The organism is [Clostridium] saccharolyticum WM1 (genome assembly GCF_000144625.1).
Taxonomy (GTDB): domain Bacteria; phylum Bacillota; class Clostridia; order Lachnospirales; family Lachnospiraceae; genus Lacrimispora; species Lacrimispora saccharolytica.
In genome coordinates this window covers 1,415,113-1,441,177 of record NC_014376.1, presented here as the reverse complement: position 1 = coordinate 1,441,177, position 26,065 = coordinate 1,415,113, and the positions used below count along the sequence as shown (strand labels likewise).

Genomic DNA, 26,065 nt, shown 5'->3' with positions numbered 1-26,065 from the left:
GCCGAAGCACTCCCCGTATGAATCCCCAGGCATGTGTGTCCGGTTCGTTGCCTGCGAAAAAAACAGGGTCCGGCTCTTCATAAAAGAGCCGGACCCAGCTTCTTATCCTGTTATCTGCGTTTGATCCTGACTGCTACAGGTGTACCTTCATTCAGTTCCACGCTGACGTAGAGCTTTCCGCTCATGTTGGTCCTCATGCCGCCTACGGCAGCATGATCCACGTATACCTCATATTCGGTATCCTCTGCCAGTTGAATCGTCAGTTGGGCATCCTTGTCACCTTCTACGGAAAATTCCACTCCATCATCTGATACGGTGAAATTCATGGCAGTCGTTCCCGGCACGGATTCATATACAAACATACCGTTGCGTTCCAGCTTGGTTATCTCATAAAAGGTTTTTACTTTATATAAATCACCATCGTGCTCAAAATCCTGCAGCTTTGACTTTGTCTTTAATTTGTGATTCCCAAAACTGATGGTCCCGTCTTGCTCTGTGCGGATTAATTCTTCAATTACCGGCATTGGTTTGCCCTCCTAGTATTTTGTTTACTTATCCCTATTGGCGATGAACAGATGACTCGCTTGTAGCTATTATACACGAATTGATTTAAAATGGCTAGCTATTTTACCAGCTCCCTGACAGAAAATTTTAATCCCTCCGCACCTGCGGTCACAGCAACTTCATCTCCTGTTTTTACCGTTCCATTTAAGATCTCTTCCGCCAGTTTATCCTCCAGGCAGTTCTGAATGGTACGCCTTAAGGGCCTTGCGCCGTATTTCTCATCGTAGCCCTTGTTAATCAGGTATTCCTTGGCATCCTCTCCAATTTCCAGGGTGATGCTCATCTGTTCCCGGGTCCGTTTCATGATATCCTTCATCATAATCGTCACAATATCCTTCATGTGGGTCTTATTCAACGGATGGAATACGATGATCTCATCAATTCTGTTAATGAATTCCGGCTTGAACAGGCGTTTTACTTCCTCCATTACCCGGTCCTTCATAATCTTATAATCAGCCTTTTCATCCGCAACTGCGCCAAAACCCAGACGCTTGGGAGATATGATGTTTTCCGCTCCGGCATTGGAGGTCATGATAATGACGGTGTTTTTAAAATCAATTTTCCGTCCCTGGGCATCGGTGATATGACCGTCATCCAGCACCTGAAGCAGGATATTGAACACATCGGGATGGGCTTTTTCAATCTCATCAAACAAAATTACGGAATATGGATTCCTGCGGACCTTCTCGCTGAGCTGCCCGCCTTCGTCATATCCTATATATCCGGGGGGGGACCCTATCATCTTGGAAACGCTGTGCTTTTCCATATATTCCGACATATCTACACGGATCAAAGCATGTTCCGTTCCAAACATTGCCTCGGAAAGCGCCTTTGAAAGCTCAGTTTTCCCCACACCGGTAGGGCCTAAGAACAGGAAGGAACCAATGGGGCGCTTGGGGTCCTTAAGGCCCACTCTTCCCCGCCGTATGGCCTTTGACACAGCGGTGACCGCTTCTTCCTGTCCAATCACCCGCTCATGAAGGATGGTCTCAAGATTGCGGAGACGTTCGCTCTCCCCTTCTTCCAGCTTTCTTACGGGGATCTTGGTCCAGCTTGATACTACATCAGCGATCTCTCCCTCATCTACAATGAGGTTCTTTGAAGTTTTTTCCTTCTGCCACCGCTCCCGGATCTTTTCCACCTTTTCCCGTTTCTTTTCCTGCTTTTTCTTAATAGCTCCCGCTTTTTCATAGGCTTCCGCCTTAATGGCAGCTTCCTTTTGATCCTCCAGCAATTCGATCTCAGCTTCCAGCTCCTTAATCTCAGCCGGCTCTACATATGTGGTCAGACGCACCTTGGATGAAGCCTCGTCAATGACATCAATGGCCTTATCCGGAAGAAAACGGTCATTGATATACCGGGAAGACAGCTTCACCGCCGCTTGTAATGCATCATCCGTAATGGTAACCCTATGATGATCCTCATACCGTCCCTTAAGGCCTCTTAATATTCCGATGGCTGCCTCTTCGGAAGGTTCCTCTACGGTAACCGGCTGGAAACGCCTTTCCAGAGCAGAATCCTTTTCAATGTATTTCCGGTACTCTTCAATGGTGGTTGCACCGATCAGCTGCAGTTCTCCCCTTGCAAGGGAGGGCTTTAAAATGTTGGAGGCGTCAATGGCTCCTTCCGCTCCTCCCGCTCCGATAATCGTATGAATCTCGTCAATGAAAAGAAGCACTTCCCCATCATCGATCACTTCGGCGATCACCTTTTTAATTCTTTCCTCAAATTCTCCCCTGTATTTGGAACCGGCAACCATACCGGATAAATCCAGGGTCAGAAGTCTTTTTCCGGCAATGGTTTCAGGCACATCTCCTCCAGCTATCATCTGTGCCAGGCCCTCCACAACTGCTGTCTTTCCCACTCCAGGCTCTCCGATCAGGCATGGATTATTCTTGGTTCTCCGGCTGAGGATCTGGATCAGGCGTTTGATTTCAGACTCCCTTCCAATAACAGGGTCAAGCTTCCCCTGTGCCGCAAGCTCCGTCAGATCCCTGCTGTAGCTGTCAAGGGTTGGAGTGCTTCCTTTTGCCTTTGGCGATTTCATCAGCTCCTCTTTATTTGCAGGAGCGTCTTCGCCCATGGCTGACAGCACGTCGATATAAAGCTTCTGGATGCTGATCCCTATGGTATTTAAAAGCCTGGAGGCAACACAGTCGTTGTCCCGGATAATGGATATAAGCAAATGCTCTGTCCCGATTAAGTTTGCCTTAAACCGTACGGCTTCCCGGTAACTGTTTTCCAAAACCCTTCTTGCACCGGGAGTGTATCCTCCATCCTCTTTTAAACGAAGCGCCTGGTCCGGGGCAATTAATTGGCTAATAAGGTTTAAAACTTTATCTTCCTTTACTCCATTCTCTTCCAGAACCCTGGCGGCAACTCCGCCGCCCTCTTCTAAAAGCCCGATTAACAGGTGTTCTGTTCCCACGTATCCGTGGCCGAGACGCTCCGCCGCCTGTACGGCCAGATTAATGGCCGTCCTGGCCTTTGTCGTAAATCTGTCTATCATAAATGCAATCCTCCTGTCATTTTCATTTACGCGGGCAATGAACCGGGAAAACATGCAGGCATGCTCTTTCGGCCACTGTCGCGGTCGCTATAAGAAACTCGAAAGGCAATTTCTCATAGTTCCGGCAATTCCCTCCGGATAAATTCCGCCCTGGCTCCATCCAGCTCCTCCTTGCTTAAGGGACGGTCGGAAATCTTCTGCAGATTCGCCGGCTGGATACCAAGCATCAGACGGTAGACGGAAAAGTCCTCCTCTGTATGAATCAGGCCGTCTGCCAGCCCCGCCATGATCTGTGACAAGAAAATCATGGCATCCCTGGAAGTCAGCCTTCTGGCATATTTTAATACCCCGTAGGATTTATAGACTTCATCCTCTCTCTCTTCCCGGTGCCTCTGCATAGAAAGCTTCCTCACCTGAAGCTCCTGATTGGTCAGCTGTATGGCCGCTTTTGAAACCGTATCTATGATTTCCCGCTCTGTCTGTCCCAGTGTTTTCTGGTTTGATATCTCATAAAGGGAACCGAAATTCTCATCCCTTTCCCCATGAACGCCACGGACAGATGCTCCGAAGCGGCCCATATCGCTGATAAGGCCCTGGAATTTCCTTCCCTGGGAAAGCATGGGGAGGTGCACCACCACCGAAGCCCTTAAGCCGGTCCCCACATTAGTGGGGAAGGAGGTAAGATACCCATAACGGTCATCAAAGGCATAGGCAAACCGTTCGTTGATGTAATCATCGATCTTGTTGGCTCTTTCCCAAAGCTCTTCCAGATGAAGCCCCATCTGGAGAAGCTGGATCCTGATGTGGTCATCGCAGTTAAACACGATGCCGGTGTCTTCATTTTCGGAGACCAGGAGGCCAGCAGGTTTTTTATTGGAAACGGCTGCTGAATTCAAAATACGCCGCTCCCTAAGGGCCGCCCGGTCCAGCTCTTCCAGCTCTCCAAGCATGGAAAATTCATAAATCCTGCCTTCATCCTTACCCAAATCCTTTAAGCCAAATTCCAGCTTGCGGACCATTTCCCCGCTTTCCTTATCATCCAGGGCTGCGGGAAACCGGTAATCCTGCCAGTTTCTGACCAGGCGGATCCGGCTGCTTATTACTCCAGGCCGACCAGTATCCTTCTGTTCAAACCATCTAAGCATTTGTCTCATATCCTTTCTTCAGCTCTCTGATCTTGTCTCGGCATACGGCTGCCGTTTCATAATCCTCGAAACGTAAGGCTTCTTTCAGCCGGGCATCCCACTGAAAGATTTCCTCACGTCCGCCTATGTTATTGGGATTTGATGATATTCCGCCGGGGCCATCCTTCTCCTGACTGGAGTTTTCCCCGGTTCCCAGACTTAAAGGCATATAATCCGGCTTCTGATATACCGGCGTTTTTCCTGTATGAACCAGATTTCCATGAAGCTGCTTTAAACTGTCCTCCATGAGAGGGCCAAAAATACCGTAGCAGTCGGCGCAGCCAAATCTGCTGTCCCTGACAAACTCCTCATAGCTGGTCCCGCAGGCAGGACATGTGATCTGATGGAGTTTATCCGGTCCCTGATCCTTATCCTCAATCCCCAAAAGACCGGAAAGCAGCTTACCTAAAGGAAACTCCCCATCAAAAATAGCTGCATACACACCAAAATCCATCTCTTTTGCACACTGGGCGCAAAAATGATGCTCCTTCTTTATTCCATTTACAACTTCTGTATATTGTATATTAGCTTCGCGAATCTTACATTTTTCACATAACATAATGAACCTCCAATCCAGTGAATCACTCTTCCATCTGACTCTTTAAAAATGACTGGAAAATTTCGTCAACCAACTGGTGAACCTCTTCACACGTCACATTTTTACAGACTCCTCTGGCCAGCACAACGCCTAAATCTCTACGCATTTCGTCAAGGACCTGGATTTTATCCACGTCCAGAGATACAACGGCCCCTTTGCGGCGGTCCAGCTTGACAAACCCTTCCTGTTTCAGCACAGAATACGCCTTATTTACCGTATGCATATTAATACCTATGTTGTCGGCCATCTGGCGTACGGAAGGCAGGGGGTCTCCTTCTCTTATATTTGACCTGGCGATTCCTATGATGATCTGGTTCCGAAGCTGAATATAAATCGCTTCATCACTATTAAAATCAATTTGCAAGAACATATTTTCACCATCTTTCGTTATATCTGTTATACACATGATAGCACAAACCGCCGCTTTTTTCAACATAAAATATGGTTTGGTATAATTCCCCTTTTTAATGTTATCTGGGTGCTGTCCTGGTGGACATTATATGGTTAAATTCTGAAAAATATCAATTTATTTTTTCAGTACCCAGACAGCTATTCTGGTATCCCGTATTCCGTTTCAATTAAACCGTAACATCACTTTTGTCATGAAAGCCTCTCTTTCAACTAACAAAAACTTATAACGAAAGCACCTTCATTCAGGTGCTTTCGTTACTTTCTTTTCCGTTATTTGTGAGATAATTATTTAAAATTCCGTTCAAATAATCCAACCATATAGAATCCGGTTATTTACATTTTCTTAATCATCCAGATCCAAGAACTCAAAGTCGTCCTCATCTTCCCCAGATTCCTCCACTTCCTGAAAGCGTCCCCGCTCCTTTCCCAACGGTCTTTGGCCGCTCTTTCCGTTGGTCCTAACAGGATGTCTTTCTTGAGATAGCGCCAGATTCCGTTCCAGGTCTTCCAGACTGGACTCCAGGATAAAATCATCCTCTTCCGGGTTTTCCTGTTCTCCTTCAGCCATATCAACAGGCATGTCCATGGATTCTTCCTGGTATTCCGGGCTGATTGGGGAGGCAGGGCCATCGGCTCTGAAACCTTCTGACTTGGAATTCTCTCTGTCAAACTCTTCCCTGGTGTATCTTTTGATCTTGCTTGCAGGGATTTCTTCCTCAGTTTCCGCCCACATCCTGCCATCAGCTGCTTTCTCTGTCTTCCCTTTTCCCATACTGTCCCTGCCGGACCTGCCGGGATCGGATCTGCCTCCTTTTCTCACAAGAATGATGACAGCTACCAGCAAGCCAAGAGCCATGACACTTACTGCAATGAGAATATAGAACTGGATGCGGTAATCCTTGGTTAGCTGGTTGTATGTGTTGACCATTTTCACATATTCCTCATTGGATACTCCGGAAGCATAGTATCTTTGAATGGTCTTTTCCGTAAGATCGTAGCGGTAGAAATGCTTTTCTCCATTCCAGTTCATTGCATAGAAAAGACAATACTGAGGCTCAGCTTCTGAGTTTTCCACCCAGCCGGTCACACGTACGCCATCTATATCGGCCTGGCGTTCACGGAAGCCATCCGGTAATGCAGCATCTCCATCAAGAGGGAGAATCACAATGGCCTTTGCAATAGTTTCCACCTGTACGAACTGGGACCAGGAATCTGAGCCTTCGTTATAAATATAGAACCCGCCGTTTCCTCCTGAGTCCTTTAAATAAAGCAGTAGAAGGTCTTTTTCCAGTCCTTTTCCGGACATGACTTCTGTTCCCTTATAGGAATAAGTCCCGGCTTCAAAGCCCTCCGGAAGCGATGCTTCATCAAAGGAGGTCGCAATGCTGTATTCGGTTCCGTTCATGGTCACCGTTGCAGCTCCGAATTCGGCTTCAGACGGTTCCGTGCTGCCTCCCGTGGCAGGGACTGTTTCTCCCCCCTCTGCTTTCTTTACCTGAATGGTATAATTCTTTATTGTCTGCCCATCTTCAGCAGTTACCTTTACAACCACCTGGTTTGTTCCGGCCTTTAAGCCCTTCTCGCCCTGAAGGCTTACGTGGGCTCCCGCATTGGCTGCCACTGCATTTACCACCAGATCTGTTGTATTTGCGTCAACCTCAGCCCCATAGCTGTCAACCGTAGGGGAAAAACCTGGAGTCAGGGTTCCCGGAGAAATCTTTAACGATTTCAGCGTTGCATCCTTGGAATATGTGGCTGGCGATGTAACCTTTACCGACGAGCTTCCCTGCTTGCTTAAAGAAAGAGCCTGGGAATCCACATCATAAATTTCCTGGGAAGTTACGCTGATCTGAGTATTACCAGCCTGGAGAGCCTTAAATTTCAGGGTAAAGCTAAAGGCTTTCTGATTGGCTGAATCCATGGTTCCCAAGACCTTAATCGCTCCTGCACCGCCATTTGCATTGGTTCCGCTGACGAACTCCAAAACATTGGGATCGTAAGCCAGCATGATTTCCGCTGTGCCAAGCGGGCTGTCACTGGTCACTTTCATGCTTACCGTCACTTCGTTCCCCACCATAACCGATGGATCGGAAAATGCGATCTTGGCATCCGCAGCCCAGGATACCAGCCGGCCGGCCGGGCCGGCTATGGCAATCACACAGGCCAGCATCAAACCGGCCGTCAGTTTTTTTAGTTTCCTATTCATATTATCTCCTATTTTAGTTGGACAACTAAGAAAAGACACACTTAGCGGGTTTTCCTTAGTTGCCGCGGGATTCGCCCAATGAAAATGCAGGCACAGTCATTGGACTCCTTGCTCGCGCAAATTAAAGTCCTAGGATTTTTTTCTGCAAAAGCAGAAGATCCTGTGAATTCACTTTGCCGTCTCCATTAAAGTCGGCTGAAAGCATGCCTTTCTCCGGAATGGTTTCCAGACCCAGAAGATAACGCTGAAGCTTCAGGGTATCCAGACTGTTTATTTTTCCATCCCCATTGATATCACCTTTTGCATAGGCAGATGACTGGCCTGCGGCAGCAGAAGCCTGTGTCTGCTGCGGACTCCCTAACGCTGCTTCCGTCACCTTGATGTCTGTGCCCGGTCCCTGGGAAATAACTCCCGTAGAGGTCTGTACGGAAATGTTCGCGGAGCCATTAGGCGCTATGGTTACATTGCTTCCTCCCGGTGTGCCTGCATTGTCAGTGCCGGAAGGCTTGGATACTCCCGGTCCGCTGCTGCTGCCTGGCCCGGAAGAGGGGTTGCCTCCCGAACTGCTGCTGCCCTGTCCGGAAGAGGCGTTGCCCCCAGGACTGGCTCCTACTCCTGAGGAATAAGTCGGGCCGTTGCTCTGACGCACGACATGGAGGACATATTCCCTTACGCTGCCGTTTTGGGCGGTAACCGCCACCTTTATATCATTATTGCCGTTTGAAAGTGTGATCGTCCCGGTTCCGTTGACGGAGGCCAGAGAACTGAGGGGTGTTGCATACAGGTTGATGCTTGACACACCGGGATCCACAATCAGGTTGTATTCCAGCGTATCACGGCTAAAGGTAGGAGTCATTGCAAAGCCCTCCACGCTTAAGCCTGACAGTTTATTATTGGGGTTGCCGTCACCTGTTGGCTGGCTGCATGGATTATCAGGCATGTTGTTATAAACAGGGATTTTAAATTCAAGCTCTGTCTGTTTCATGTCACTGTTATAGGCTTTTGAATAAACAGCCCCCTCTGATGCAGCTCCCTGCACATTGGTCATATACTGGTGTTTATATAAATTAGACCCCTGTACGTTAAATTTCTTCAGATAAAAAGTATCCTGCCCAACTTTTACATAGTTATTACCATAATAGAAAGCTCCGCCTAAAATTGATTTTTCAGGTGAATTCCAGGGCCGTTCATAATTGCCGGATTGAGATGCCCACCATAAGCCTCTTTGCACCGCAGTCATGGAACCGGACTGATACGCTTCTATATTAAAAAAATTATAATATCCTTCGTAACCAGGCTCTTTACCTGAAATACTTTTGCCTGCTCCTGAAGATCCCTGCTCCTGAATGATCATAGCCGCAAGGACGTAAGGATTTACTCCTGACTGGGCTGCCGCATTCATGATCATGTTCACATAGGCGCTGCTGCCTGTAACGGTTCCTGACGAATTGGAAGAGGACGGTCCCGAAAGGCTGGCTCCAGGTCCGTATTCCATAAGGACCGGAAGGTTTTTCGGCGTTATGGACGCCTGGGGTCCCTCCAGGCTGGCCTTTCCTGAGCCGGAATCCTGGGCTGCCCCTGTGGATGGGCTGACGGATGCCCCCGGCCCTATGGCTGCCCCTGGCCCTATGACGGTGCCGCCTCCGGATGAGTCTGTATTTCCCGGTGTACTGCCGTTGCCGCCGCTTCCTCCGGAAGATTCGCCGGATAGAAAGGTTCCCTTTACCATGGTCTTTAATCCATCTGCCGTATGTTTGCTGCTGTCATATGTATGGGTCATAAACTGGAACACATTGGTTTCATCAAGAAAGTTTCTGGGATCCATATAATATTTCACAATATCTGCAGAAGCAGTGACCCAGGAGCTTCCGTCATATCCGATCCATGTGCTGGTGTCCCAGTTGTAAGCGCCGTCTATGGTAGACTTCCAGGAAGACAGACTGTTGGTGTGAACCAGAGTCTTTCCAGCCAGGCTTTCTTCCTTAACGGCTGTGTTCCAGTCAAGATTTGTATGCTGGGCGCGGAACACCCACTTGGGGTACTGGGCATGAAGGGCACGCAGCCTCACCTTATAGCTTTCAGGAAAGCCTTCTGCCGTTAGCCGGGACTCAAAATCCGCATCATTCGTATAGGATGCCGGAAACCGGAGAAAGCTTTTGGAAACATATCCGGTAACCTTCTGGCCTCCTGAACCGGACACACGGATCTGATACCAAAGCGCTCCATCCGAAGCATTTTTTTCATCAATCACAGTTACAGATGCCCCATTCGTCAGCTTTGTAACAACAGAATAGGTCGTGCCAGGCCCGCTTCTTACATTCAGCGAGGTAGCATTTACGGTTGCTGCCTTTTCCGTATAGGCATAGGTATTTATGTATGGCGAAATAACTCCCGTATAAGAGTCCATCACCAGGACACTGGCCAGGATAATGGCCATCTTACGAGCTTTTCTATACTTTTTCATGTGTTTCTCCCAATATGTCCTCTTGTATTTTTAAATTTCCAGTTATATGTAAATAATACATTTATTTATTATAATGACAAATGATACCATGTGTCAACCGAATCAGCTAAAGTTCAGACAAATGGAAATATTTGTAAGAAAATCTTTAAAGTTGGAACAAGGCAGATCATAAACCGGCATCATAAGAGAATAAAAACCCAGCAAACAAATCAACCATGGAAAAGGAGCATTTTTGCAGTAGTTGCAAAGGAACACCTCAAACGTCAGAAGGTTTCATAAAAGCTTCCATAGAAAAAAGCTTATTCAGGCATCCATAACGGACACCTGAATAAGCTTAATAAAATCAAACATATTATATAATTATACCGGATAAACCTTATTTTCCTTATCAGCCATAGAAGAATCCACGCCGGTCTGCTGGGCGGCCCGATACTCAAAGAACTCTTTTGCAACGCCTGGGAACAGGGCATAGGATAAAACATCCTCATCCTGCTGCTTCCACTGGGCACATTCCTTCTCAAACTGAGGGAGCTGGGGAGCGATTAAATCTGCCGGACGGCAGGTAATAGGCGTCTCATCACCGATGATCTTTTTCTGTACCTCTGCATCAAAGGGCTTAACCGTCTGTCCAAACTCACCTAAAAATATCTTCTTAGTCTCTTTTGTTACAATCTTATATCGTTCCCCGCTTATGACATTCAATACCGCCTGAGTGCCAACGATCTGGGAAGACGGAGTAACAAGAGGCGGCTCTCCGAATTCTTTTCTTACTCTTGGAATCTCCTGAAGAACATCCATGTAACGGTCTTCCTGACCTGCTTCCTTAAGCTGGCTGACTAGGTTGGACAGCATGCCCCCGGGTACCTGATACTGAAGGGTCTTGATATCCACGCCTAATACCTTGGGATTTAAGCGTCCGCTCTTTAAAGCTTCCTCCCGGATCGGCTGGAAATATGCGCAGATTTCTGCCAGAAGATTCTGGTCAAAGCCTGTATCATATGGGGTTCCCCGGAAGGTCTCCACCATGACCTCCGTTGCCGGCTGGCTGGTTCCCAGAGCAAGGGGTGACATTGCAGTATCAATAATATCACAGCCTGCTTCCACTCCCTTTAAATAGGTCATGGATGCAACACCGGAGGTGTAATGAGTGTGCATGTCAATAGGAAGGGTTGTAGACTCTTTTAAAGCGCGCACCAGCTCGTCAGCCTTATAAGGCGTTAAAAGCCCTGCCATGTCCTTGATTCCGATAGAATCCGCTCCCATATCCTCGATCCTTTTGGCAATGTCCTTCCAGTAGTCCAGGGTATAGGCCTCTCCCAGAGTGTAGCACAAAGCCACCTGTGCATGGCCCTTTTCCCTGTTGCAGGCAGTCACTGCGGTCTGTAAGTTGCGGAGATCGTTAAAGCAGTCAAAGATGCGGATAATATCAACGCCGTTAGCCAGGGATTTCTGCACAAAATACTCTACCACATCATCTGCATAATGGTTATAGCCCAGAATATTCTGTCCTCTGAACAGCATCTGCAGCTTTGTATTTTTAAAGCCATCTCTCAGCTTTCTAAGCCTTATCCAAGGATCTTCCTTCAGAAAGCGAAGGCATGCGTCAAAAGTTGCACCGCCCCAGCATTCCACCGCATGATAACCAACCCGATCCATCTTCTCCACAACGGGAAGCATCTGTTCGGTAGTCATTCTTGTAGCAAGCAAAGACTGGTGAGCGTCACGAAGGACTGTCTCCACAATCTTAACCGGCTTTTTTTCTATTTCTGCCATTGTCTTACCTCCTGGTTATTGTTCATTTATCTGATTGACAGAAAGGCATAAAGCCCTTCCAAGTGCCGCTATAGTTCAGCCATGCCATTGATCATTTGGCCATAGAACATATTCCCGAAAGACCTGTGGGTATGACGCCAAATCATCTTACTCCAAATATTGCCATAAACGTACCGGCAGCTACCGCCGTACCGATAACGCCTGCCACATTTGGTCCCATGGCATGCATCAGCAGGAAATTGCTGGGGTCTGCCTCAGCGCCCACTTTCTGGGATACACGGGCAGACATAGGGACAGCAGATACTCCTGCGGAACCAATGAGAGGATTCACCTTGCCACCGGTTACCTTGCACATCAGTTTGCCAAAAAGAACGCCGGCTGCCGTTCCTATGGAAAATGCCACCAGTCCAAGAACCACGATCTTAATGGTGTTTAAATTCAGGAATGCTTCCGCGCTTGTGGTGGCACCTACGGAAGTTCCCAGCAGGATTACTACGATATACATCATGGCATTGCCTGCAGTCTCCGTTAACTGCTTCACTACACCGGACTCCTTAAATAAGTTGCCCAACATCAGCATGCCCACCAGGGGGGCCGTTGTAGGAAGAATCATACATACTACCGTTGTTACAATAATAGGGAATAAAATTCTCTCAAGCCTTGATACGGGACGAAGCTGTTCCATCTTGATCTTTCTTTCTTTCTCCGTTGTCAGAAGCTTCATGATCGGCGGCTGGATAATTGGCACCAGCGCCATATAAGAATAAGCCGCAACCGCAATGGGTCCCATGAGAGCAGTCATTCCCAGCTTCCCTGCAAGGAATATGGAAGTCGGCCCGTCAGCTCCTCCGATGATGGAGATGGCCGCAGCAGCCTTATCGTTAAAGCCCATAAATATCGCTAGAAAATAAGCGGAATAAATTCCGAACTGGGCAGCAGCACCCAGAAGAAAGCTCTTTGGGTTGGCGATCAGAGGGCCGAAATCCGTCATGGCTCCCACGCCCATGAAAATCAGGGGAGGCAGGATGCCCCATTCATCCAGTTTAAAGAAATACTGCAGCAGTCCGCCTCCGGAACCATCTGCTCCAGTCTCCTTCATAATATCCGGATAGATATTGACTAACAGCATACCAAAGGAAATCGGCACCAGAAGCAGTGGCTCAAACCCTTTCCTGATAGCCAGGTATAAAAACACAAAGGCTACCAGGATCATGATCATATTTCCTGCGGTCAGGTTAAAGAACGCGGTCTGCTGAAGAAGATTGTTAAATGTATTACCAATATAATCCATGTTAATCCCTCCATATGGAATCCGCTCTATTGAGTGTTCAGCGGATCCTTCCGTACTAGTTTAATGTAGCCAAGGTTGCTCCTGCTTCTACTGAATCGCCCACCGCTACATTAACGCCGGCAACTGTTCCATCGGAAGGTGCCACGATTTCATTTTCCATTTTCATAGCCTCAAGCACAACAAGCACATCGCCTTTCTTTACGGCCTGGCCTGCGCTGGTCTTTACGCCAAGGATCTTGCCCGGCATGGGAGCTGCCACCTTGACAGAGCCTTCCGTACCTGCACTGGCTGCTTTCATGGGAGCCGCTGCCGGAGCTGCCGCCGGGGCCGGAGCTGCCGCTGGTACAGGAGCCGATGGTTTCTTACCCGCTGCGGGTGCACTTAATGATGAGCCTTCTTCCACGGTTACTTCATATACATTTCCGTTTACTGTAATTGTATAATTCTTCATGATGATCATCCTCCTGATTGATTAAGCTTTTTTCCATTTACTGACCGGTGCTCGTTTGATGGAACGGACCACCAGACCCTGGGGAGAACCTCCTGTAGATGCTGCGATTGCTGCGGTGATCACTGCCACCAGCTCTAAGTCATCCACAAGTTCTTCTGCCTCTTCTGCAACAGGGACAGGAGCTGCAGGAATTGGCTGTAAAGCAGGCTCCTGCGCCTTGCCCTTCATCTTCGATTCAAATTTACCGATATACTGAAAGCCCCCGATCAGCAGGCTGATAAAAATCAGTACAAGGAATACGGTACCCATGCCCATCAGGGTATTGAACACAGCCTTTTCCATCCGTTCGCCCAACGTATATTCCGGTACAAACGCCACACCGGTGATCTTTGTAAGCTTTAAATCCGTTGTAATAGAAAACTCCAGATTTCTCTTTTCAAATGCCGCATCAACCGTGGCGCTGTATCCATGATCAATGGCCTCTACCTTTACTGTATCGCCAATGGATACCAAAGCCCCAAGATCATCTTTTACATTTTCCCAGGAATCCACTCCCTCTGCCAAAGCAGCATACTGATCCTGGGATAGCATGTTCTTCTTAAATTCAGCCACCTGGCTGTCTTCAAGACCGGCATACAGTTCCAGGAAAGAACCGGGAAGCTTCTCCATCTGCGTCTGGACACCGGCATCGATTTCCTGTGATCCGGTATCGGCTTTGCTGCATGCAGATAATGAAAAGAGGCAGACTGCCATAATTAGTCCCAATGCTACTCGTTTCATATTCAGTTTCATATACCTGTCACCTCATTCTATATCGTGCCATGTTTTTTCGCGGGACGATCCTCTCTCTTTGTGAACAGCATCTCAAATGCCGCAATGACACGGGCTCTTGTTTCACCGGCATCAATGATATCGTCAACATATCCTCTCTTTGCCGCAGAAAGGGCACTGGACTGAAGGCTTCGGTAGCTTTCTGCCTTATCGTTAATAAGGGCCTTTCCATCCTCTGCTTTCGATATCTCATCGGCATACATGATCTTGACCGCTTCGGACGGTTCCATCATGCCAATGGTCGCAGACGGCCAGGCATAAACCACATCGGCTCCAATGGACTTGCTGTTCATAGTCAGATATGCCGTTCCAAGGGCCTGACCGAGAATAACCGTTACTTTGGGCACAGTGGCGTTGGCAAAGGCATAGGTAAGCCCTGCGGCAGCCCTTGCAATCCTTTTCTCGGAACATGGAGTCGCCTCATATCCTTTTACATTTACTAAGGTAAGTACAGGAATGCTGAACGCATCACAGAAATTAATGAATCTTGCAGCTTTTTCACAGCCCTGCCCGCTTAATAAGGCATCGTATTCTGCTGTTTTAAGGCCGCTTTCATTATAAGACTCCGTTCTGTTTGCAACACAGCCCACTGTCATGCCGTTTAAACGGATAAAGCCGGTTACCATGGAAGCCGCATATTCCTTCCTGGTCTCCATAAAGAACTGATTATCGGAAATCTGTGCCAATGCGACCGCCGTATCTCCCACATAATTTTCCAGATCGGAGCAAACACGGTTTAAATCATCACTGCACTCATCATAAGACATGTCATCCTCACTATTGGAAGGAAGTATGGAAATAAGAGTCCTGATTTTATTTAAAATGTCATCCTCATCTCCCGTGAAATCCACCAGGCCGGTTTCCCTGCTTTGATAGTCCGCGGAAGCAGTATTGCATTTTCCTGTATAATTTCCCTCAATGGCATTGGGGGAATTCACAAATAGTTTGCCGCCCCTGGTTTCCATTAAGGTGAAGTCTGCCATTGCTGCGGAAACAGCCATGCCGCCGCCACAGGTTCCAAATATTGCTGTTATCTGAGGAATTACTCCGGATGCCAGGGTCTGGCTCATATAGATTTCACCAAATCCGTTAAGAGAGTCGGTTGCTTCCTGAAGCCTCAGACCTGCACAATCAACCAGGCCGATGACTGGTGCACCAGTCTTCATCGCCATGGCATAGAGTTTCGTGATCTTCCTTGCATGCATTTCTCCTACAGAGCCGCCAAGAACTGATGCATCCTGGCTATACACATAAACAAGGCATCCTTCAACGGTACCATAGCCTGTAACAACGCCGTCAGCAGGAGTTTCCTTTGCCGTCATGTTGAAGTCTGTGCTCCTTGCGGTAACATAGCCGCCAACTTCAACAAAACTGTTCTCATCAAGCAAAGCATGAATCCGATCACTTGCCGATGTTTCTGTTGAATTACTCATTTTGCAATCCTCCATTTTGTAATTTTTTTATATTTCTTTGTTAAGTTATTAACAAAGAAATATAGAATAACACCAATTTATGCCAATTATAATTGTATAACTAATTTAGGCAAATTTCAAGTACTTTCCACATAAAAAAGGGCAGGAAATTATGAATTTCTTACAATCCATCATTTCCTGCCCTTTTTTTATGTTAGCATTTTATCACAATCATTGTTTCTGGGTGGTTCGCCTTGGTTTTTTTTTATCAACAGGCTTTTTTCTGCCTATTCCCTGATTTCTGTTATCCCATAGCTGCCGTCTGATCGTTCCTGAAAGGTGATCCTGGAATCTCCTTCTCCCATGACCACGCCTTGGTCTGTCTTTTTCAATGAAACAGTATCCACATTGGCCACTGCGATCATCAAATCATCTCCAAATACCATATCCGGGTTCTGCTTCAGTAAGTCCTCCCGGCTTTTTAGAGTGATGGTTTCCTCATCCCCTGTTAGAAGAACACAGGGATAAAACAGCAGATCGCCAAATGCCTGCAGATCCCGGTCTCCAACCGCTTCCTGGATCTTTTCAGCAAAGGCTTCCACCTTTTTTCCAGGCCCGGTACTTTCCACTTCCTCCGTGGCCTCTGTTCCCGGCCCTGACTGGTCCATATCCTCTTTTACTGCAGCCTCATCATCAGCCTCTTCTTCTATCCTGGCTTTCTCCATCCTGACGGCCGCAGTCTCTGATTGTGCCGCTTCCGGAAGTGAGCCGCCCAAATCTCCGGCTTCCTTCCTGGCGCATCCGGCTGCCAGTGCTACAACAAATACAGCAGCAAAACAAAACAAACCGATTTTCTTTCTCAGCATTTTCCTGGTTCCTCCCTGCGTCCATTTTCTAGTTCGGCCACAGTATAGCACCAGTCAGGAATATAAGTCAATAGAGTTTCAAAAACCGTAAACCTTAGTCATTTTTCTGTAAGATTCTCGCCGGTCCTTTGTATACTATTTGTATTCTTTATGAAGGGTAAATCCTCTCCCCCGCACCTCATTGACCTGGTTAATGATCATGAATGCATTCGGATCTATTCCCATAACCAGCTCATTGAGCCTGGAAACCTGTCTCCCTGATATTACCGTAAGGACGGTAAAGGAAGCCGTTCTTAAATATCCCCCCTCGCTGGCAAGCAGCGTGGTTCCCCTGTCCATTCTGGTCTGGATGGCCTGGTTGATCTCCTCATATTTTTCGCTTATGATTTTCACCTGCATCTGGTTACGTCCGATCAAAAGCACCTTATCAAGAACCATGGAATAGGTAAGCACCAGCAGGATGCCGTAAAGGATCTGCTCTTTATTGGAAAATATCATCTGTGACAGCAGGATCAGGCAGTCAAAGACCGACATGGTCATGGATACGGAAAGATTCCATTTTTTGTTCAGGATCAGAGGGGGAATATCCATTCCTCCGGTGGAAGCGCCGGCCCTTATCACCATGCCGATTCCCACGCCGATGAAAAGCCCGGAAAAAACGGTGGCAAGCATACGATCCCCGGTCATAGCCGCCTGGCCGAAGAGATTTTCAAATACTCCCAGTATAAACGGATAGTAAAAGGTACTTATCATGGTGGTAAAAGCAAACTGCTTTCCCAAAACCATGGCTCCTGCCGCAAACATTAAAAGATTAAAGCCCCCAACAAAGACGGATACAGGGATGCCGAGCTGGTGATAGGCCACCAGGGCAAGTCCGGTGGTTCCGCCTGTAATCAGCCCCCCCGGCAGAATGAACAGGGATACGGCAAGGGCATAAATGGTATTGCCTGCAAGAACTGTGGCAATTTTTCTCATATTCATACTTTTGTGACTTCCTTTCCTTGGATAACAAACACCTTTACTATATCACAAGAAGGAATCCAAAACCAGTGCATGAAACATCAATTTGAAAAGATGTTTTCCACGGAACGCAATCCCCCATCTCATTGAAACCGTTCATGCCCGGATTTCCTGACAATGAAAAACAGGAATCACGGAAAGACAAGGATTTCCCACCCTTTCCTATAATTCCTGCCTGTTTTTCTTAAAAACCGGAGAGAATTCCCTTAACTCCGGGCATGGAAATGTATTTAGAAACAATGTTTTTTATACACCAGGCCCTTGTCAGACGGTCCGCCCCCTGGTTTAAACATACCGTATAGCTTTTTATGACCTCTCCGTTTAAACGGTAAATGACATTTCCCACTGCCTGACCCTTACGCACCGGAGCAATTAATTCCTTTGGGATTTCTGTCTGTACTGTGACCTCCTCCTCATCTGCCAGAAGAAGGGTTAAGTCTTTCTCTTCCTCTCCTCCTATGATGCAGGATACGGTGACCGGTTCATCCAAACGGCCGGAAGCCGGGATTCCCTCCTTTACCGGTATATCCGGAAGGCTTAAGTCTTTGTATACGTTCCTGTAATGAAAACGCTCCATTCCGTATTGAAACAGCTTTCTTGCATCTGACCATTTATAGGCTTTATGAGGCGGCCAGCCGCATCCTAAAAGCGCAATGGTATAGATTCTACCATTATCCTGGGCAGCTCCAACATAGGAATATCCGGCTCCTCCCGTAAATCCTGTTTTTCCTGAAAAGGCTCCGTTCATCATGGCAAGAAGGGTATTGTGATTGTTGCAGGAATAGGAACGCTTTCCTTCCAGATCGGTAAAAGAATAGCTTTTCGTTCCCGTAATCTCAAGGAATTCCTTTTTTTTCGGAGACTGTCCGATGCAGTAATTCATAATCCTGGCCAGGTCAGCTGCCGTAGTGGAGTGCTCCTTCACCTGTCCATCTTTTTCTTCCCTGGCATCAAGGCCATTGGGTGTAATAAAGTATGTATCCGTGCAGCCTAAATCCCTTGCTTTCTGGTTCATCAGTCCGGCAAACCCCTCCTGACTCCCACCTATGTGCTCCGCGATCATCATTGCAGCATCATTGTGGGATTCCAGCATCAGGCTGTAAAGAAGGTCCTTCAGCAGAAACGTCTCTCCCTTATAAACCCCTAAATGTACCTTGGGCTGGGAAGATGCATTCTGGCTGGCAGTCACTGTGTCAGAAAGATTCCCATACTCCAGGGCAAGGATGCAAGTCATGATCTTCGTGGTACTGGCCATGGGACGGGCGATATCCTCGTTCTTCCCATATAAGATGCGGCCGGTAGAGGCATCCATCAAAACTGCTGACTGGGCATAAAGATTTAATTCATCCTTTGTCTGAACCGACCCACTCTTTTCTCCTTTCTCCTCTGTCACTGTTGTCTTCTCATTGACGGCCTCTTTTCCTGCCAGCCTGATCCCAGCAGTTCCTGTCACTAAAAGAAGGACAAATACCGCTGTCAGTAACATTCCTATGGCATGCCTCATGAAAGAGCCTCCCCCATGAATTTATTTTATCCTATTCCGCATTTTTTTTAATTATTCCCTTTACTTTCCGAACGTATTTTCGGTATAATAAATGAAAAGGAGATTTTACATCAAAGGAGGAGGAACTATGGCAACGGAACCCTTAATTTTTCATATAGACGTTAATTCCGCATATTTAAGCTGGGAATCCGTCCGACGTCTGGAGGAAGATTCAAGTGCCCTGGATCTGCGCACCATTCCGTCGGCAGTGGGCGGCGACGCCTCTCTCAGGCATGGGATCGTATTGGCAAAATCTACCCCTGCCAAAGCATTTGGTATCTCCACCGGGGAATCCATCAGCCAGGCCCTGAGAAAATGCCCGTCACTGACTGTTGTTCCTGCCCGGTTTGATGTGTATCTTAAGAAATCCGAACAGCTTATGGAAATTTTGTCCGATTACACGCCTGACATGGAAAAATTCAGTATTGACGAAGCCTTTCTGGACATGTCCTCCACCATCCACCTCTTCGGCCCCCCTTTAGTGGCGGCAAACCGGATACGGGAAAGAATATGGCGGGAACTTGGCTTTACAGTGAATATCGGCGTGGCTCCAAATAAACTCCTGGCAAAGATGGCATCGGACTTTAAAAAACCCAATCTCTGCCATACCTTATTTACCCATGAAATTTCCTCTAAAATGTGGCCCCTGCCCATAGGGGATCTGTTTTTTGTGGGCCATTCTGCCCGGAAAAAGCTGGAAGGCATCGGCATACACACCATCGGAGAGCTGGCCTCCTGCAGTATAAGCCATTTAAAACCTCTTTTGGGAGAAAAATACGCGCTTTTAATCCATGATTATGCCTGGGGCATTGATTCCTCCCCGGTGGCAGAGCGGGAGTCTTTCAATAAGGGTTACGGAAACAGCACCACCCTTTCCCATGATATCGACGATTTTGATGTGGCCTGCCAGGTCCTGTTATCCTTAAGTGAGACCGTAGGTGCCCGTCTCCGGACGGACCATGTCATGTCCGACTGCATCTGTGTGGAGATCAAGGACTGGAATTTTCAGACCAGGTCTCATCAGATAACTTTAAACAATCCGACAGACTCCACCGCAGTCATTTATGAGAATGCCTGCAAATTGCTTAAGGAGCTTTGGGACCGTACTCCCCTGCGCTTAATCGGTGTACGGACCACCAAGATTTCTGAAGAAGGCTATTTCCAGCTTAATCTTTTTGAATCAGAGCATACCCGAAAGATGAAGGAAATGGAAAAGGCTGTGGATCGCATCCGCAGCAAATTCGGGACCGACAGCGTGAAAAGAGCCAGCTTTTTAAAAAAGGATGCCATTGTGGATCATACGGCGGGGAGAGGAAAATCAGGCATAAAATAAGGGGGCACCGGAAAACTCTATGAGTTTTCCGGCACCCCCCTTCTGCTAAAGCTGTCCTCCGATGGCTTTAAACCCCTCGCCATAAACTTCGTTGGAATCCGTGATAATAATAAAAGCCTCTTTGTCAATCTCATGGATGGCACGCCGGATGGGCACCACCTGGCTGTTGTTGCAGGCACACATGACCACCTTCTTCTCATCTAAGGAATAAGAGCCCTGGCCCTTAAGGAAGGTACAGCCTCTCCCGGTATTTTCTTCAATCCTCTGAGCCACCTCTGACTCGCGGGAAGTAACAACAAAGACCAGCTTTCCGGCTCCCAGTCCATACATAATCTTATCAATTACCATGGTGGTCACTATGGAGGAGACTAAACCCAGAATAACTGCATCCAGGTTGCGGAATACAAATCCACCGGCAATGATTACAATGGCATCTACCACAAGTGATATTTGACCGATGGTCCGGTGAGGAAGCAGCTTACGGATAGCCATGACCAGGAAGTCGGTTCCTCCTGTGGAGCAGTTTCTTAAATATACGATGGTCAGTCCCAGACCGGAGAAAATCCCGGTGCAGGCGGAAGCATACAGTGGATTTCCCTGGTAAACCGGCAGATAAGGCACCACATAATCCAGCACAAGAGCAAAGATGATCATACTTTTCATGGAACGGAGTAAAAAACGCCTGCCCAAAAGCCTGTAGCTCACCAGTACGATAGGAATGTTTAAGACCATGCTGGTGATTCCCATGGGTAAGCCGAACAGATATCGCAGAATCAGTGCAATGCCGGAGACTCCCACTGGTGCAAACTCTGCGTTTACTGCAAAATTATAGATTCCAATATTAAATAAAAATGCTCCCGCCAGATCGCACAGGAGATCCACCCCCAGCTCCTTCGGCGAATATTCCTGTCTGATTGTCATCATAAGTGTGCTGCCTCCATTTCTTCCGCCCTGCTTTCCTCTTAAAGAAAATAATCGTCAATTTCAAATTCCCTTTTACCGATCCGCAGACGTTTGATGAGGACATTTACATCTCCCTCTTCTTCGGAGCAGATCCCTGACACCTGAATTGGTATCTTTCCATAGGATTCCGTTAAAACCAGTTCTTTATCCATCAAACCCTTATCTGCAAGGGCTTCCGCAAAATCCAGCAGAACCTCCTCCACATCCTCCAAGATATGGTTTTTCTCAAATTCCATTTCCAGCGCTTCATAAGTATCCTGATCAAACATGATTAACTCCCTCTTTTATTTTCTACCAGCTAATTATAACCCATAGATTCTCCTTGTCAATCACTCCCCTCCATGGTAGAATCGGTTTATGAAACTGACTATGAATTATACCATAACCCAAACCCATGAAGCAATGACCGTAAAACAGTATCTCTTAGACCTAGGATACTCCCAGAGCCTTATCCGGCAGCTGCGCAGCAGATCCAACGGAATTGTGGTGGGAGGAGAACCTGTATCCTCCACCCGGATTCTGAAACCGGGGGACCATTTATCCGTCTTTATTTGTGAAGATGAAAGCTCTGAAAACATCGTCCCAACTCCAATGCCCCTTCAAATTGAGTACGAGGATGAGCATATCCTGGTAGTCAATAAGGAGGCAGGCGTTCCCATCCATCCGTCTCAGGGCAATTTTGACCATACCCTGGCCAACGGCATGGCATATTATTTTATGAAGAGGGGGGAGTCCTTTGTCTACCGGGCCATCAACCGTCTGGACCGGGACACCACCGGACTTCTGGTGCTGGCAAAAAATCCTCTAAGCGCCTGCATCCTATCGGATATGGTGCAAAAAAGAGAGATCCGCCGCCGATATCTTGCTATTACCTGCGGAAAGCCTCCCCTGGAAGGAACCATTGACGCTCCCATTGCCCGGGTGGATGGTTCCACCATTGAACGGTGTGTGGACTTCATCCGGGGAGAAAAGGCCCGTACCCATTATAAACGGCTTTATTATGATCCTGTAACCGGACAATCCCTTGTTGGTCTTTGCCTGGAAACCGGCCGGACACATCAGATCCGGGTCCATTTAAAATCCATTGGGTACCCCTTGCCGGGAGATTTTCTTTATCATCCGGATTACCGTTACATCAGTCGTCAGGCACTCCACTCCTTCCGGCTGGATTTCCTTCACCCAATCAAAAAGGAGCCTCTGTCCTTTGAGGCGCCTCTGCCGAAGGACATGCAGTACATTGGAGTCACATCCACCGAAGGCCTTTGGGATAATGATTTTTAAGGATTCCCCCGGCCAGCTTGGAAAACCCGATAGAGTATCCTCCGGTGTTTACCAGTATCCAGCCTTTCTTATTGTCCCGGGAAAAAGCAGCATCCTGGGGCAGGGTCTCTCCCTTTAAATATCTGACAATCTCCTCTCCGTCCGGCGGCAGGTCGATCCAGCATTTTACCTCTTCTTTTTTAAGGGAAAGGGCAAACCCATGGGAAGGCTCAAACCGGTTCTTTTTCACGGTTCCAATGTGCAGTCCCGGACGGATGATTTTCATGCCCTTAAAATCAATCATTTCCGGGGGGAGCAGATAAAGCTGATCCCCAAAAAGAATAAATTCCTTCCGTGACATCAGGGGAGCAGGGTCTACCAGAAAATCCTTCAGAAACCCAGCCAATTCCGTTAACACAGTCTTGTCCCTGGTATACTCCGGCATCGTTTTCTTTTTTTCAGACATGTGCTCCCCAGATTTTTTTAATACAGCAAGAAAATGTCCTTCTCCTTCTGACCGGTCAGGCCAGATGCGGAAGGTCTTTTTTAAGTCTCCCAGACCGGTTCTGCTCCATTCCGGCCGTCCGGGGGACAGCCCGGGCCGTTTTCCTTCGTCCTTAATGGAAAAATCAGGATGAGAAAATAGAAAGGCTTCTATGACCTGTTCATTTTCTTCAGGGGAAAAGGTGCAGGTGGAATAAACCATGGTTCCTCCAGGCTTTAACATTACAGCAGCATTGGAAAGAATCTCCTCCTGACGGGCGGCACAAACCGTAACGTGACCTGGCGTCCATTCCTGCCTGGCCGTCTCATCCTTTCGGAACATGCCCTCCCCGGAGCAGGGCGCATCCACCACAATACGGTCAAAAAAACTAGGGAAGCGCCGGGACAGGCTTTGGGAATCCTCATTAGACACCACACAATTTCCGATCCCCAGACGTTCTACGTTCTGGGAAAGGATCCTGGCTCTGGCGGGATGGATCTCATTGCTTAAAAGAAATCCGTTTCCCTTAAGCCGACCTGCAATATGGGTGGTTTTCCCTCCCGGCGCAGCACATAAATCAAGGATCCGCTCTCCGGGCCTGGGATCGAGGAGCTCCACAACAGCCATGGCGCTCGGCTCCTGGATATAATAAAGTCCTGCTTCATGGTATGGATGCTTTCCCGGCCTTTCATCAGCCGGATAATAATACCCTTCTTCTGCCCATGGGATCTTCTTAAGCTGAAAGGGACATATCTCCATAAAATTTTCCCGGGAAATCTTTAAAGGATTTATCCTCAGCCCCTGAACCCGCTCCTTATGATAGCTTTCCATAAAGGAATCATATTCCTCCTCTAAAAGCCCTTTCATTTTTTCCCTGAACCCATCCGGTAATTGAATCATTATTTTTCCTCTGAATTTTAAATTTTATATAAAAATAACGCAGTTTCCTTATTAATTTCCGAATTAAATGCCAAAATAGGAAGAGACAAATCTCCGGAGGTGCTTTATGTCCTTATTAACCATAACCGCTTATTTCATTATTCCCATATATACCATTTTGTTTGCCTGGGGAACTGACTGGTTCAATGTGAATTTTTCCGTTTTAGGGAATCTGGCTGACAGGAAAAATTTATTCCTCCTATGGGGCGTCATTGTGGGAACGTATTTTTATTACGTTCTAAAACAGATCATAGGCGGCCTGCCCAGAAATAAAAAGGAAACCCTGGTCAGCACCTCTGCCCTATTGCTTCTGGCTCTGGCTGTCGTCACGCCTTATCTGCCGGATTCCCAGCCGATTCATGCGGTCCTTCATGTGGTATTATCCTTTTTGGCATCCATTTCTCTTCTGGTCTGCCTGTATATGATCATCTGGAAGCTTTACTGCATGAACCAGGAGGTTTACCGGCCTTACCTGCATTGCCTGCTGATGATAACAGCCGTATCCGCCTTTCTCTTTTTCCTGACCGGAATCGTGAGCACGGTACTGGAAATATTCTTCACCCTCTCCTGTACCATCATGCTTCAAAAGCTTTACCGCCGGAACCGTGTTCCAAAAATCCTTTGGAGATAAAAAGCCCGTGGTCAAAAGGAAAGTACCCGGAAGAAAGAAGATTTCTTACGGGCACTTCCATTGTTCCGGGCCGGCCCCCAGAAAGAGAGCATGCAGGGGGCATGGTTTTTACTGCAGAATCTTCCTGCTTTGATGTTAAAAATAGCTGAGTGAATTATAGAACGAAATCCCCTGGTTTGTCAATAAAAACTACCCCTGTCTGGGAAACCGGACGTTTTTAAGGCCTCATGACCAGACGGGCACCTGCCATTTTTTCTGCAATTTCATACATATTTGTGACAGCACCTACTCTTAACTGATCGGACATTCCATAGTAATTCAGACAGGTGCCGCAGGTAAGGATCTCCACACCCTGGGCTTCCAGACTCTTTAAATCCTCCAGGGACTGGGAGCCTTCCACAGACAATCTGGCTCCCCCGTTATAAAGAAGAACCGTTTCGGGAAGCTCCTCTAACTGGGTCAGCGCATACACAAAGCCCTTCATGAGAATGCGGCCAAGTTCTTCATTGCCTCCCCCCATCTGATCTGAGGATAGTACGGCCACAAGACCTTTCTTTCTGGTGTCGGGAATGCATTCTTCCTCCAGCACCGTTTCTTTCACCTGACCGGATGTTCCGCTTACGTGGAACAGGATCTCAAATTCCTTTTCACCCTTTTTCTCAGAAACAGGGGCAAGTCCTTCAAAATTTCCAAGTTTCATTACGTTCTGAACTGCGATTTCATTATCCACAAGAACCTTTAATGTCCCCTCTCCCATGCCTTTTAATGCCTCTTTTGCCTTAATCACCGGCTGAGGACATGCAAGACCTCTGGCGTCAACAATCTTTTCCATTATTACATTCTCCTTTTCTTCTATTTTCTCTTTCCAGTTCTTCCATCACAAGAATCATGGACCGCAGCAGACGCCGGTTATTCTTGGACAGCGTTGCCGCCATTTGGACCATCTCAATGATTTCGTAATTATTTTGGCAAACTTCCCTGTCACCGGGCTCTTCCTCCAATAAGGAAAAGAAATCTGACATTTTCAGGCCAAAAGCCTGACAAATCCTGCCAAGTTTCGGAAGGCTGATATTGGCCCTTCTGCCAAACAAACTGGACAAAGTAGACTGAGCGATCCCGCTTTCTTTTGATAACCTGTACATAGACCACTCTTTGCTTTTGTTGATTTCCTCGATTTTCTTTAGTACCGCCTCGTTGTCCATACAGATATTCCTCACTTCCCATAGATACGATTATAGTAGTATACAGAACGCAGCTTTAATAGATTGTAATACTTGTTGTACATGCTTCTATTTTACGTACTATTCTATGATCTGTAAGGATCTTCAATCA

At 47.4% G+C, this 26,065-nt stretch carries 23 protein-coding genes; 3 read left to right on the top strand and 20 right to left on the bottom strand.

What is annotated here, in order from left to right:
* Window positions 1–110: 110 nt before the first annotated feature.
* The 15 genes from CLOSA_RS06810 to CLOSA_RS06740 form a co-directional block, all read right to left on the bottom strand.
* Window positions 111–524: a hypothetical protein gene (locus CLOSA_RS06810; RefSeq protein WP_013272033.1), complete on the bottom strand. Its 414-nt coding sequence runs from the start codon at window positions 522–524 to the stop codon at window positions 111–113.
* 98 nt (window positions 525–622) lie between these two features.
* The gene (locus CLOSA_RS06805; protein ID WP_013272032.1) at window positions 623–3,073 is read right to left on the bottom strand and encodes an ATP-dependent Clp protease ATP-binding subunit; all 2,451 of its coding nucleotides are present in this window, start codon (window positions 3,071–3,073) and stop codon (window positions 623–625) included.
* Between the two features lie 113 nt (window positions 3,074–3,186).
* Entirely contained in the window at window positions 3,187–4,218 is a 1,032-nt protein-coding gene (locus CLOSA_RS06800; RefSeq protein ID WP_013272031.1) for an ATP--guanido phosphotransferase, read from the bottom strand.
* The gene (locus tag CLOSA_RS06795; protein WP_013272030.1) at window positions 4,211–4,816 is read right to left on the bottom strand and encodes a UvrB/UvrC motif-containing protein; all 606 of its coding nucleotides are present in this window, start codon (window positions 4,814–4,816) and stop codon (window positions 4,211–4,213) included. Before CLOSA_RS06795 ends, CLOSA_RS06800 begins: the two co-directional genes overlap by 8 nt.
* A 22-nt stretch (window positions 4,817–4,838) precedes the next feature.
* Window positions 4,839–5,225, bottom strand: a complete 387-nt coding sequence (locus CLOSA_RS06790; protein WP_041708964.1) for a GntR family transcriptional regulator — start codon at window positions 5,223–5,225, stop codon at window positions 4,839–4,841.
* Between the two features lie 384 nt (window positions 5,226–5,609).
* Window positions 5,610–7,472 (bottom strand): cadherin-like beta sandwich domain-containing protein, encoded by a 1,863-nt coding sequence (locus CLOSA_RS06785; RefSeq protein ID WP_013272028.1) that lies wholly within the window; start codon window positions 7,470–7,472, stop codon window positions 5,610–5,612.
* A 121-nt stretch (window positions 7,473–7,593) separates the two neighbouring features.
* Window positions 7,594–9,936, bottom strand: coding sequence for a dockerin type I domain-containing protein (locus CLOSA_RS06780; protein ID WP_013272027.1), 2,343 nt, complete (start codon window positions 9,934–9,936; stop codon window positions 7,594–7,596).
* 360 nt (window positions 9,937–10,296) lie between these two features.
* A complete protein-coding gene (locus CLOSA_RS06775) occupies window positions 10,297–11,709 on the bottom strand; it encodes an oxaloacetate decarboxylase subunit alpha (protein WP_013272026.1) in 1,413 nt (470 codons plus the stop codon).
* Window positions 11,710–11,851: 142 nt separating this feature from the next.
* Window positions 11,852–13,000, bottom strand: a complete 1,149-nt coding sequence (locus CLOSA_RS06770) for a sodium ion-translocating decarboxylase subunit beta (RefSeq protein ID WP_013272025.1) — start codon at window positions 12,998–13,000, stop codon at window positions 11,852–11,854.
* Between the two features lie 55 nt (window positions 13,001–13,055).
* Entirely contained in the window at window positions 13,056–13,451 is a 396-nt protein-coding gene (locus CLOSA_RS06765; RefSeq protein WP_013272024.1) for a biotin/lipoyl-containing protein, read from the bottom strand.
* Window positions 13,452–13,472: 21 nt separating this feature from the next.
* On the bottom strand, window positions 13,473–14,243 hold the full coding sequence (locus CLOSA_RS06760; protein ID WP_013272023.1) for an OadG family transporter subunit: 771 nt from the start codon (window positions 14,241–14,243) through the stop codon (window positions 13,473–13,475).
* A 17-nt stretch (window positions 14,244–14,260) separates the two neighbouring features.
* Complete coding sequence (locus CLOSA_RS06755) at window positions 14,261–15,715, bottom strand: acyl-CoA carboxylase subunit beta (RefSeq protein ID WP_013272022.1); 1,455 nt, start codon at window positions 15,713–15,715, stop codon at window positions 14,261–14,263.
* 266 nt (window positions 15,716–15,981) lie between these two features.
* Window positions 15,982–16,560 carry a hypothetical protein gene (locus CLOSA_RS06750; protein ID WP_013272021.1) on the bottom strand — a complete coding sequence of 193 codons (579 nt, stop codon included), beginning with the start codon at window positions 16,558–16,560 and terminating at the stop codon, window positions 15,982–15,984.
* Window positions 16,561–16,695: 135 nt separating this feature from the next.
* Window positions 16,696–17,541 carry a YitT family protein gene (locus CLOSA_RS06745; RefSeq protein WP_013272020.1) on the bottom strand — a complete coding sequence of 282 codons (846 nt, stop codon included), beginning with the start codon at window positions 17,539–17,541 and terminating at the stop codon, window positions 16,696–16,698.
* A gap of 223 nt (window positions 17,542–17,764) precedes the next feature.
* Complete coding sequence (locus CLOSA_RS06740) at window positions 17,765–19,084, bottom strand: D-alanyl-D-alanine carboxypeptidase family protein (RefSeq protein WP_013272019.1); 1,320 nt, start codon at window positions 19,082–19,084, stop codon at window positions 17,765–17,767.
* Between the two features lie 127 nt (window positions 19,085–19,211).
* Here CLOSA_RS06740 and CLOSA_RS06735 point away from each other — a divergent pair, with 127 nt between their 5' ends.
* A complete protein-coding gene (locus tag CLOSA_RS06735) occupies window positions 19,212–20,456 on the top strand; it encodes a DNA polymerase Y family protein (protein WP_013272018.1) in 1,245 nt (414 codons plus the stop codon).
* A 45-nt stretch (window positions 20,457–20,501) separates the two neighbouring features.
* Here the strand turns inward: CLOSA_RS06735 and CLOSA_RS06730 are convergent, their stop codons facing one another.
* Entirely contained in the window at window positions 20,502–21,380 is an 879-nt protein-coding gene (locus tag CLOSA_RS06730) for a YitT family protein (protein WP_013272017.1), read from the bottom strand.
* Between the two features lie 38 nt (window positions 21,381–21,418).
* Window positions 21,419–21,688: a hypothetical protein gene (locus tag CLOSA_RS06725; protein WP_013272016.1), complete on the bottom strand. Its 270-nt coding sequence runs from the start codon at window positions 21,686–21,688 to the stop codon at window positions 21,419–21,421.
* Between the two features lie 88 nt (window positions 21,689–21,776).
* Between CLOSA_RS06725 and CLOSA_RS06720 the strand changes: the two genes are divergently transcribed.
* A complete protein-coding gene (locus tag CLOSA_RS06720) occupies window positions 21,777–22,700 on the top strand; it encodes an RluA family pseudouridine synthase (RefSeq protein WP_013272015.1) in 924 nt (307 codons plus the stop codon).
* Here the strand turns inward: CLOSA_RS06720 and CLOSA_RS06715 are convergent.
* Window positions 22,663–24,063: an RsmB/NOP family class I SAM-dependent RNA methyltransferase gene (locus CLOSA_RS06715; protein WP_013272014.1), complete on the bottom strand. Its 1,401-nt coding sequence runs from the start codon at window positions 24,061–24,063 to the stop codon at window positions 22,663–22,665. The two genes, CLOSA_RS06720 and CLOSA_RS06715, sit on opposite strands and share 38 nt — an antisense overlap.
* A 106-nt stretch (window positions 24,064–24,169) precedes the next feature.
* Here CLOSA_RS06715 and CLOSA_RS06710 point away from each other — a divergent pair, with 106 nt between their 5' ends.
* Window positions 24,170–24,733 (top strand): hypothetical protein, encoded by a 564-nt coding sequence (locus CLOSA_RS06710; RefSeq protein ID WP_013272013.1) that lies wholly within the window; start codon window positions 24,170–24,172, stop codon window positions 24,731–24,733.
* 217 nt (window positions 24,734–24,950) lie between these two features.
* Here CLOSA_RS06710 and yedF read toward each other — a convergent pair whose 3' ends face one another.
* Together yedF and CLOSA_RS21685 are read right to left on the bottom strand one after the other, a co-directional pair.
* On the bottom strand, window positions 24,951–25,565 hold the full coding sequence (gene yedF, locus CLOSA_RS06705) for a sulfurtransferase-like selenium metabolism protein YedF (RefSeq protein WP_013272012.1): 615 nt from the start codon (window positions 25,563–25,565) through the stop codon (window positions 24,951–24,953).
* Entirely contained in the window at window positions 25,549–25,935 is a 387-nt protein-coding gene (locus tag CLOSA_RS21685) for a helix-turn-helix domain-containing protein (RefSeq protein ID WP_013272011.1), read from the bottom strand. The genes yedF and CLOSA_RS21685 overlap by 17 nt, the downstream gene beginning before the upstream one ends.
* Window positions 25,936–26,065: the final 130 nt, after the last annotated feature.

What these genes read in the sequence shown, in the direction of transcription:
- CLOSA_RS06810 (WP_013272033.1), bottom strand. Translation starts at nt 524, where the DNA reads ATGCCGGTAATTGAAGAATTAATCCGCACAGAGCAAGACGGGACCATC.
- CLOSA_RS06805 (WP_013272032.1), bottom strand. Translation starts at nt 3,073, where the DNA reads ATGATAGACAGATTTACGACAAAGGCCAGGACGGCCATTAATCTGGCC.
- CLOSA_RS06800 (WP_013272031.1), bottom strand. Translation starts at nt 4,218, where the DNA reads ATGCTTAGATGGTTTGAACAGAAGGATACTGGTCGGCCTGGAGTAATA.
- CLOSA_RS06795 (WP_013272030.1), bottom strand. Translation starts at nt 4,816, where the DNA reads ATGTTATGTGAAAAATGTAAGATTCGCGAAGCTAATATACAATATACA.
- CLOSA_RS06790 (WP_041708964.1), bottom strand. Translation starts at nt 5,225, where the DNA reads ATGTTCTTGCAAATTGATTTTAATAGTGATGAAGCGATTTATATTCAG.
- CLOSA_RS06785 (WP_013272028.1), bottom strand. Translation starts at nt 7,472, where the DNA reads ATGAATAGGAAACTAAAAAAACTGACGGCCGGTTTGATGCTGGCCTGT.
- CLOSA_RS06780 (WP_013272027.1), bottom strand. Translation starts at nt 9,936, where the DNA reads ATGAAAAAGTATAGAAAAGCTCGTAAGATGGCCATTATCCTGGCCAGT.
- CLOSA_RS06775 (WP_013272026.1), bottom strand. Translation starts at nt 11,709, where the DNA reads ATGGCAGAAATAGAAAAAAAGCCGGTTAAGATTGTGGAGACAGTCCTT.
- CLOSA_RS06770 (WP_013272025.1), bottom strand. Translation starts at nt 13,000, where the DNA reads ATGGATTATATTGGTAATACATTTAACAATCTTCTTCAGCAGACCGCG.
- CLOSA_RS06765 (WP_013272024.1), bottom strand. Translation starts at nt 13,451, where the DNA reads ATGAAGAATTATACAATTACAGTAAACGGAAATGTATATGAAGTAACC.
- CLOSA_RS06760 (WP_013272023.1), bottom strand. Translation starts at nt 14,243, where the DNA reads ATGAAACTGAATATGAAACGAGTAGCATTGGGACTAATTATGGCAGTC.
- CLOSA_RS06755 (WP_013272022.1), bottom strand. Translation starts at nt 15,715, where the DNA reads ATGAGTAATTCAACAGAAACATCGGCAAGTGATCGGATTCATGCTTTG.
- CLOSA_RS06750 (WP_013272021.1), bottom strand. Translation starts at nt 16,560, where the DNA reads ATGCTGAGAAAGAAAATCGGTTTGTTTTGTTTTGCTGCTGTATTTGTT.
- CLOSA_RS06745 (WP_013272020.1), bottom strand. Translation starts at nt 17,541, where the DNA reads ATGAATATGAGAAAAATTGCCACAGTTCTTGCAGGCAATACCATTTAT.
- CLOSA_RS06740 (WP_013272019.1), bottom strand. Translation starts at nt 19,084, where the DNA reads ATGAGGCATGCCATAGGAATGTTACTGACAGCGGTATTTGTCCTTCTT.
- CLOSA_RS06735 (WP_013272018.1), top strand. Translation starts at nt 19,212, where the DNA reads ATGGCAACGGAACCCTTAATTTTTCATATAGACGTTAATTCCGCATAT.
- CLOSA_RS06730 (WP_013272017.1), bottom strand. Translation starts at nt 21,380, where the DNA reads ATGATGACAATCAGACAGGAATATTCGCCGAAGGAGCTGGGGGTGGAT.
- CLOSA_RS06725 (WP_013272016.1), bottom strand. Translation starts at nt 21,688, where the DNA reads ATGTTTGATCAGGATACTTATGAAGCGCTGGAAATGGAATTTGAGAAA.
- CLOSA_RS06720 (WP_013272015.1), top strand. Translation starts at nt 21,777, where the DNA reads ATGAAACTGACTATGAATTATACCATAACCCAAACCCATGAAGCAATG.
- CLOSA_RS06715 (WP_013272014.1), bottom strand. Translation starts at nt 24,063, where the DNA reads ATGATTCAATTACCGGATGGGTTCAGGGAAAAAATGAAAGGGCTTTTA.
- CLOSA_RS06710 (WP_013272013.1), top strand. Translation starts at nt 24,170, where the DNA reads ATGTCCTTATTAACCATAACCGCTTATTTCATTATTCCCATATATACC.
- yedF (WP_013272012.1), bottom strand. Translation starts at nt 25,565, where the DNA reads ATGGAAAAGATTGTTGACGCCAGAGGTCTTGCATGTCCTCAGCCGGTG.
- CLOSA_RS21685 (WP_013272011.1), bottom strand. Translation starts at nt 25,935, where the DNA reads ATGGACAACGAGGCGGTACTAAAGAAAATCGAGGAAATCAACAAAAGC.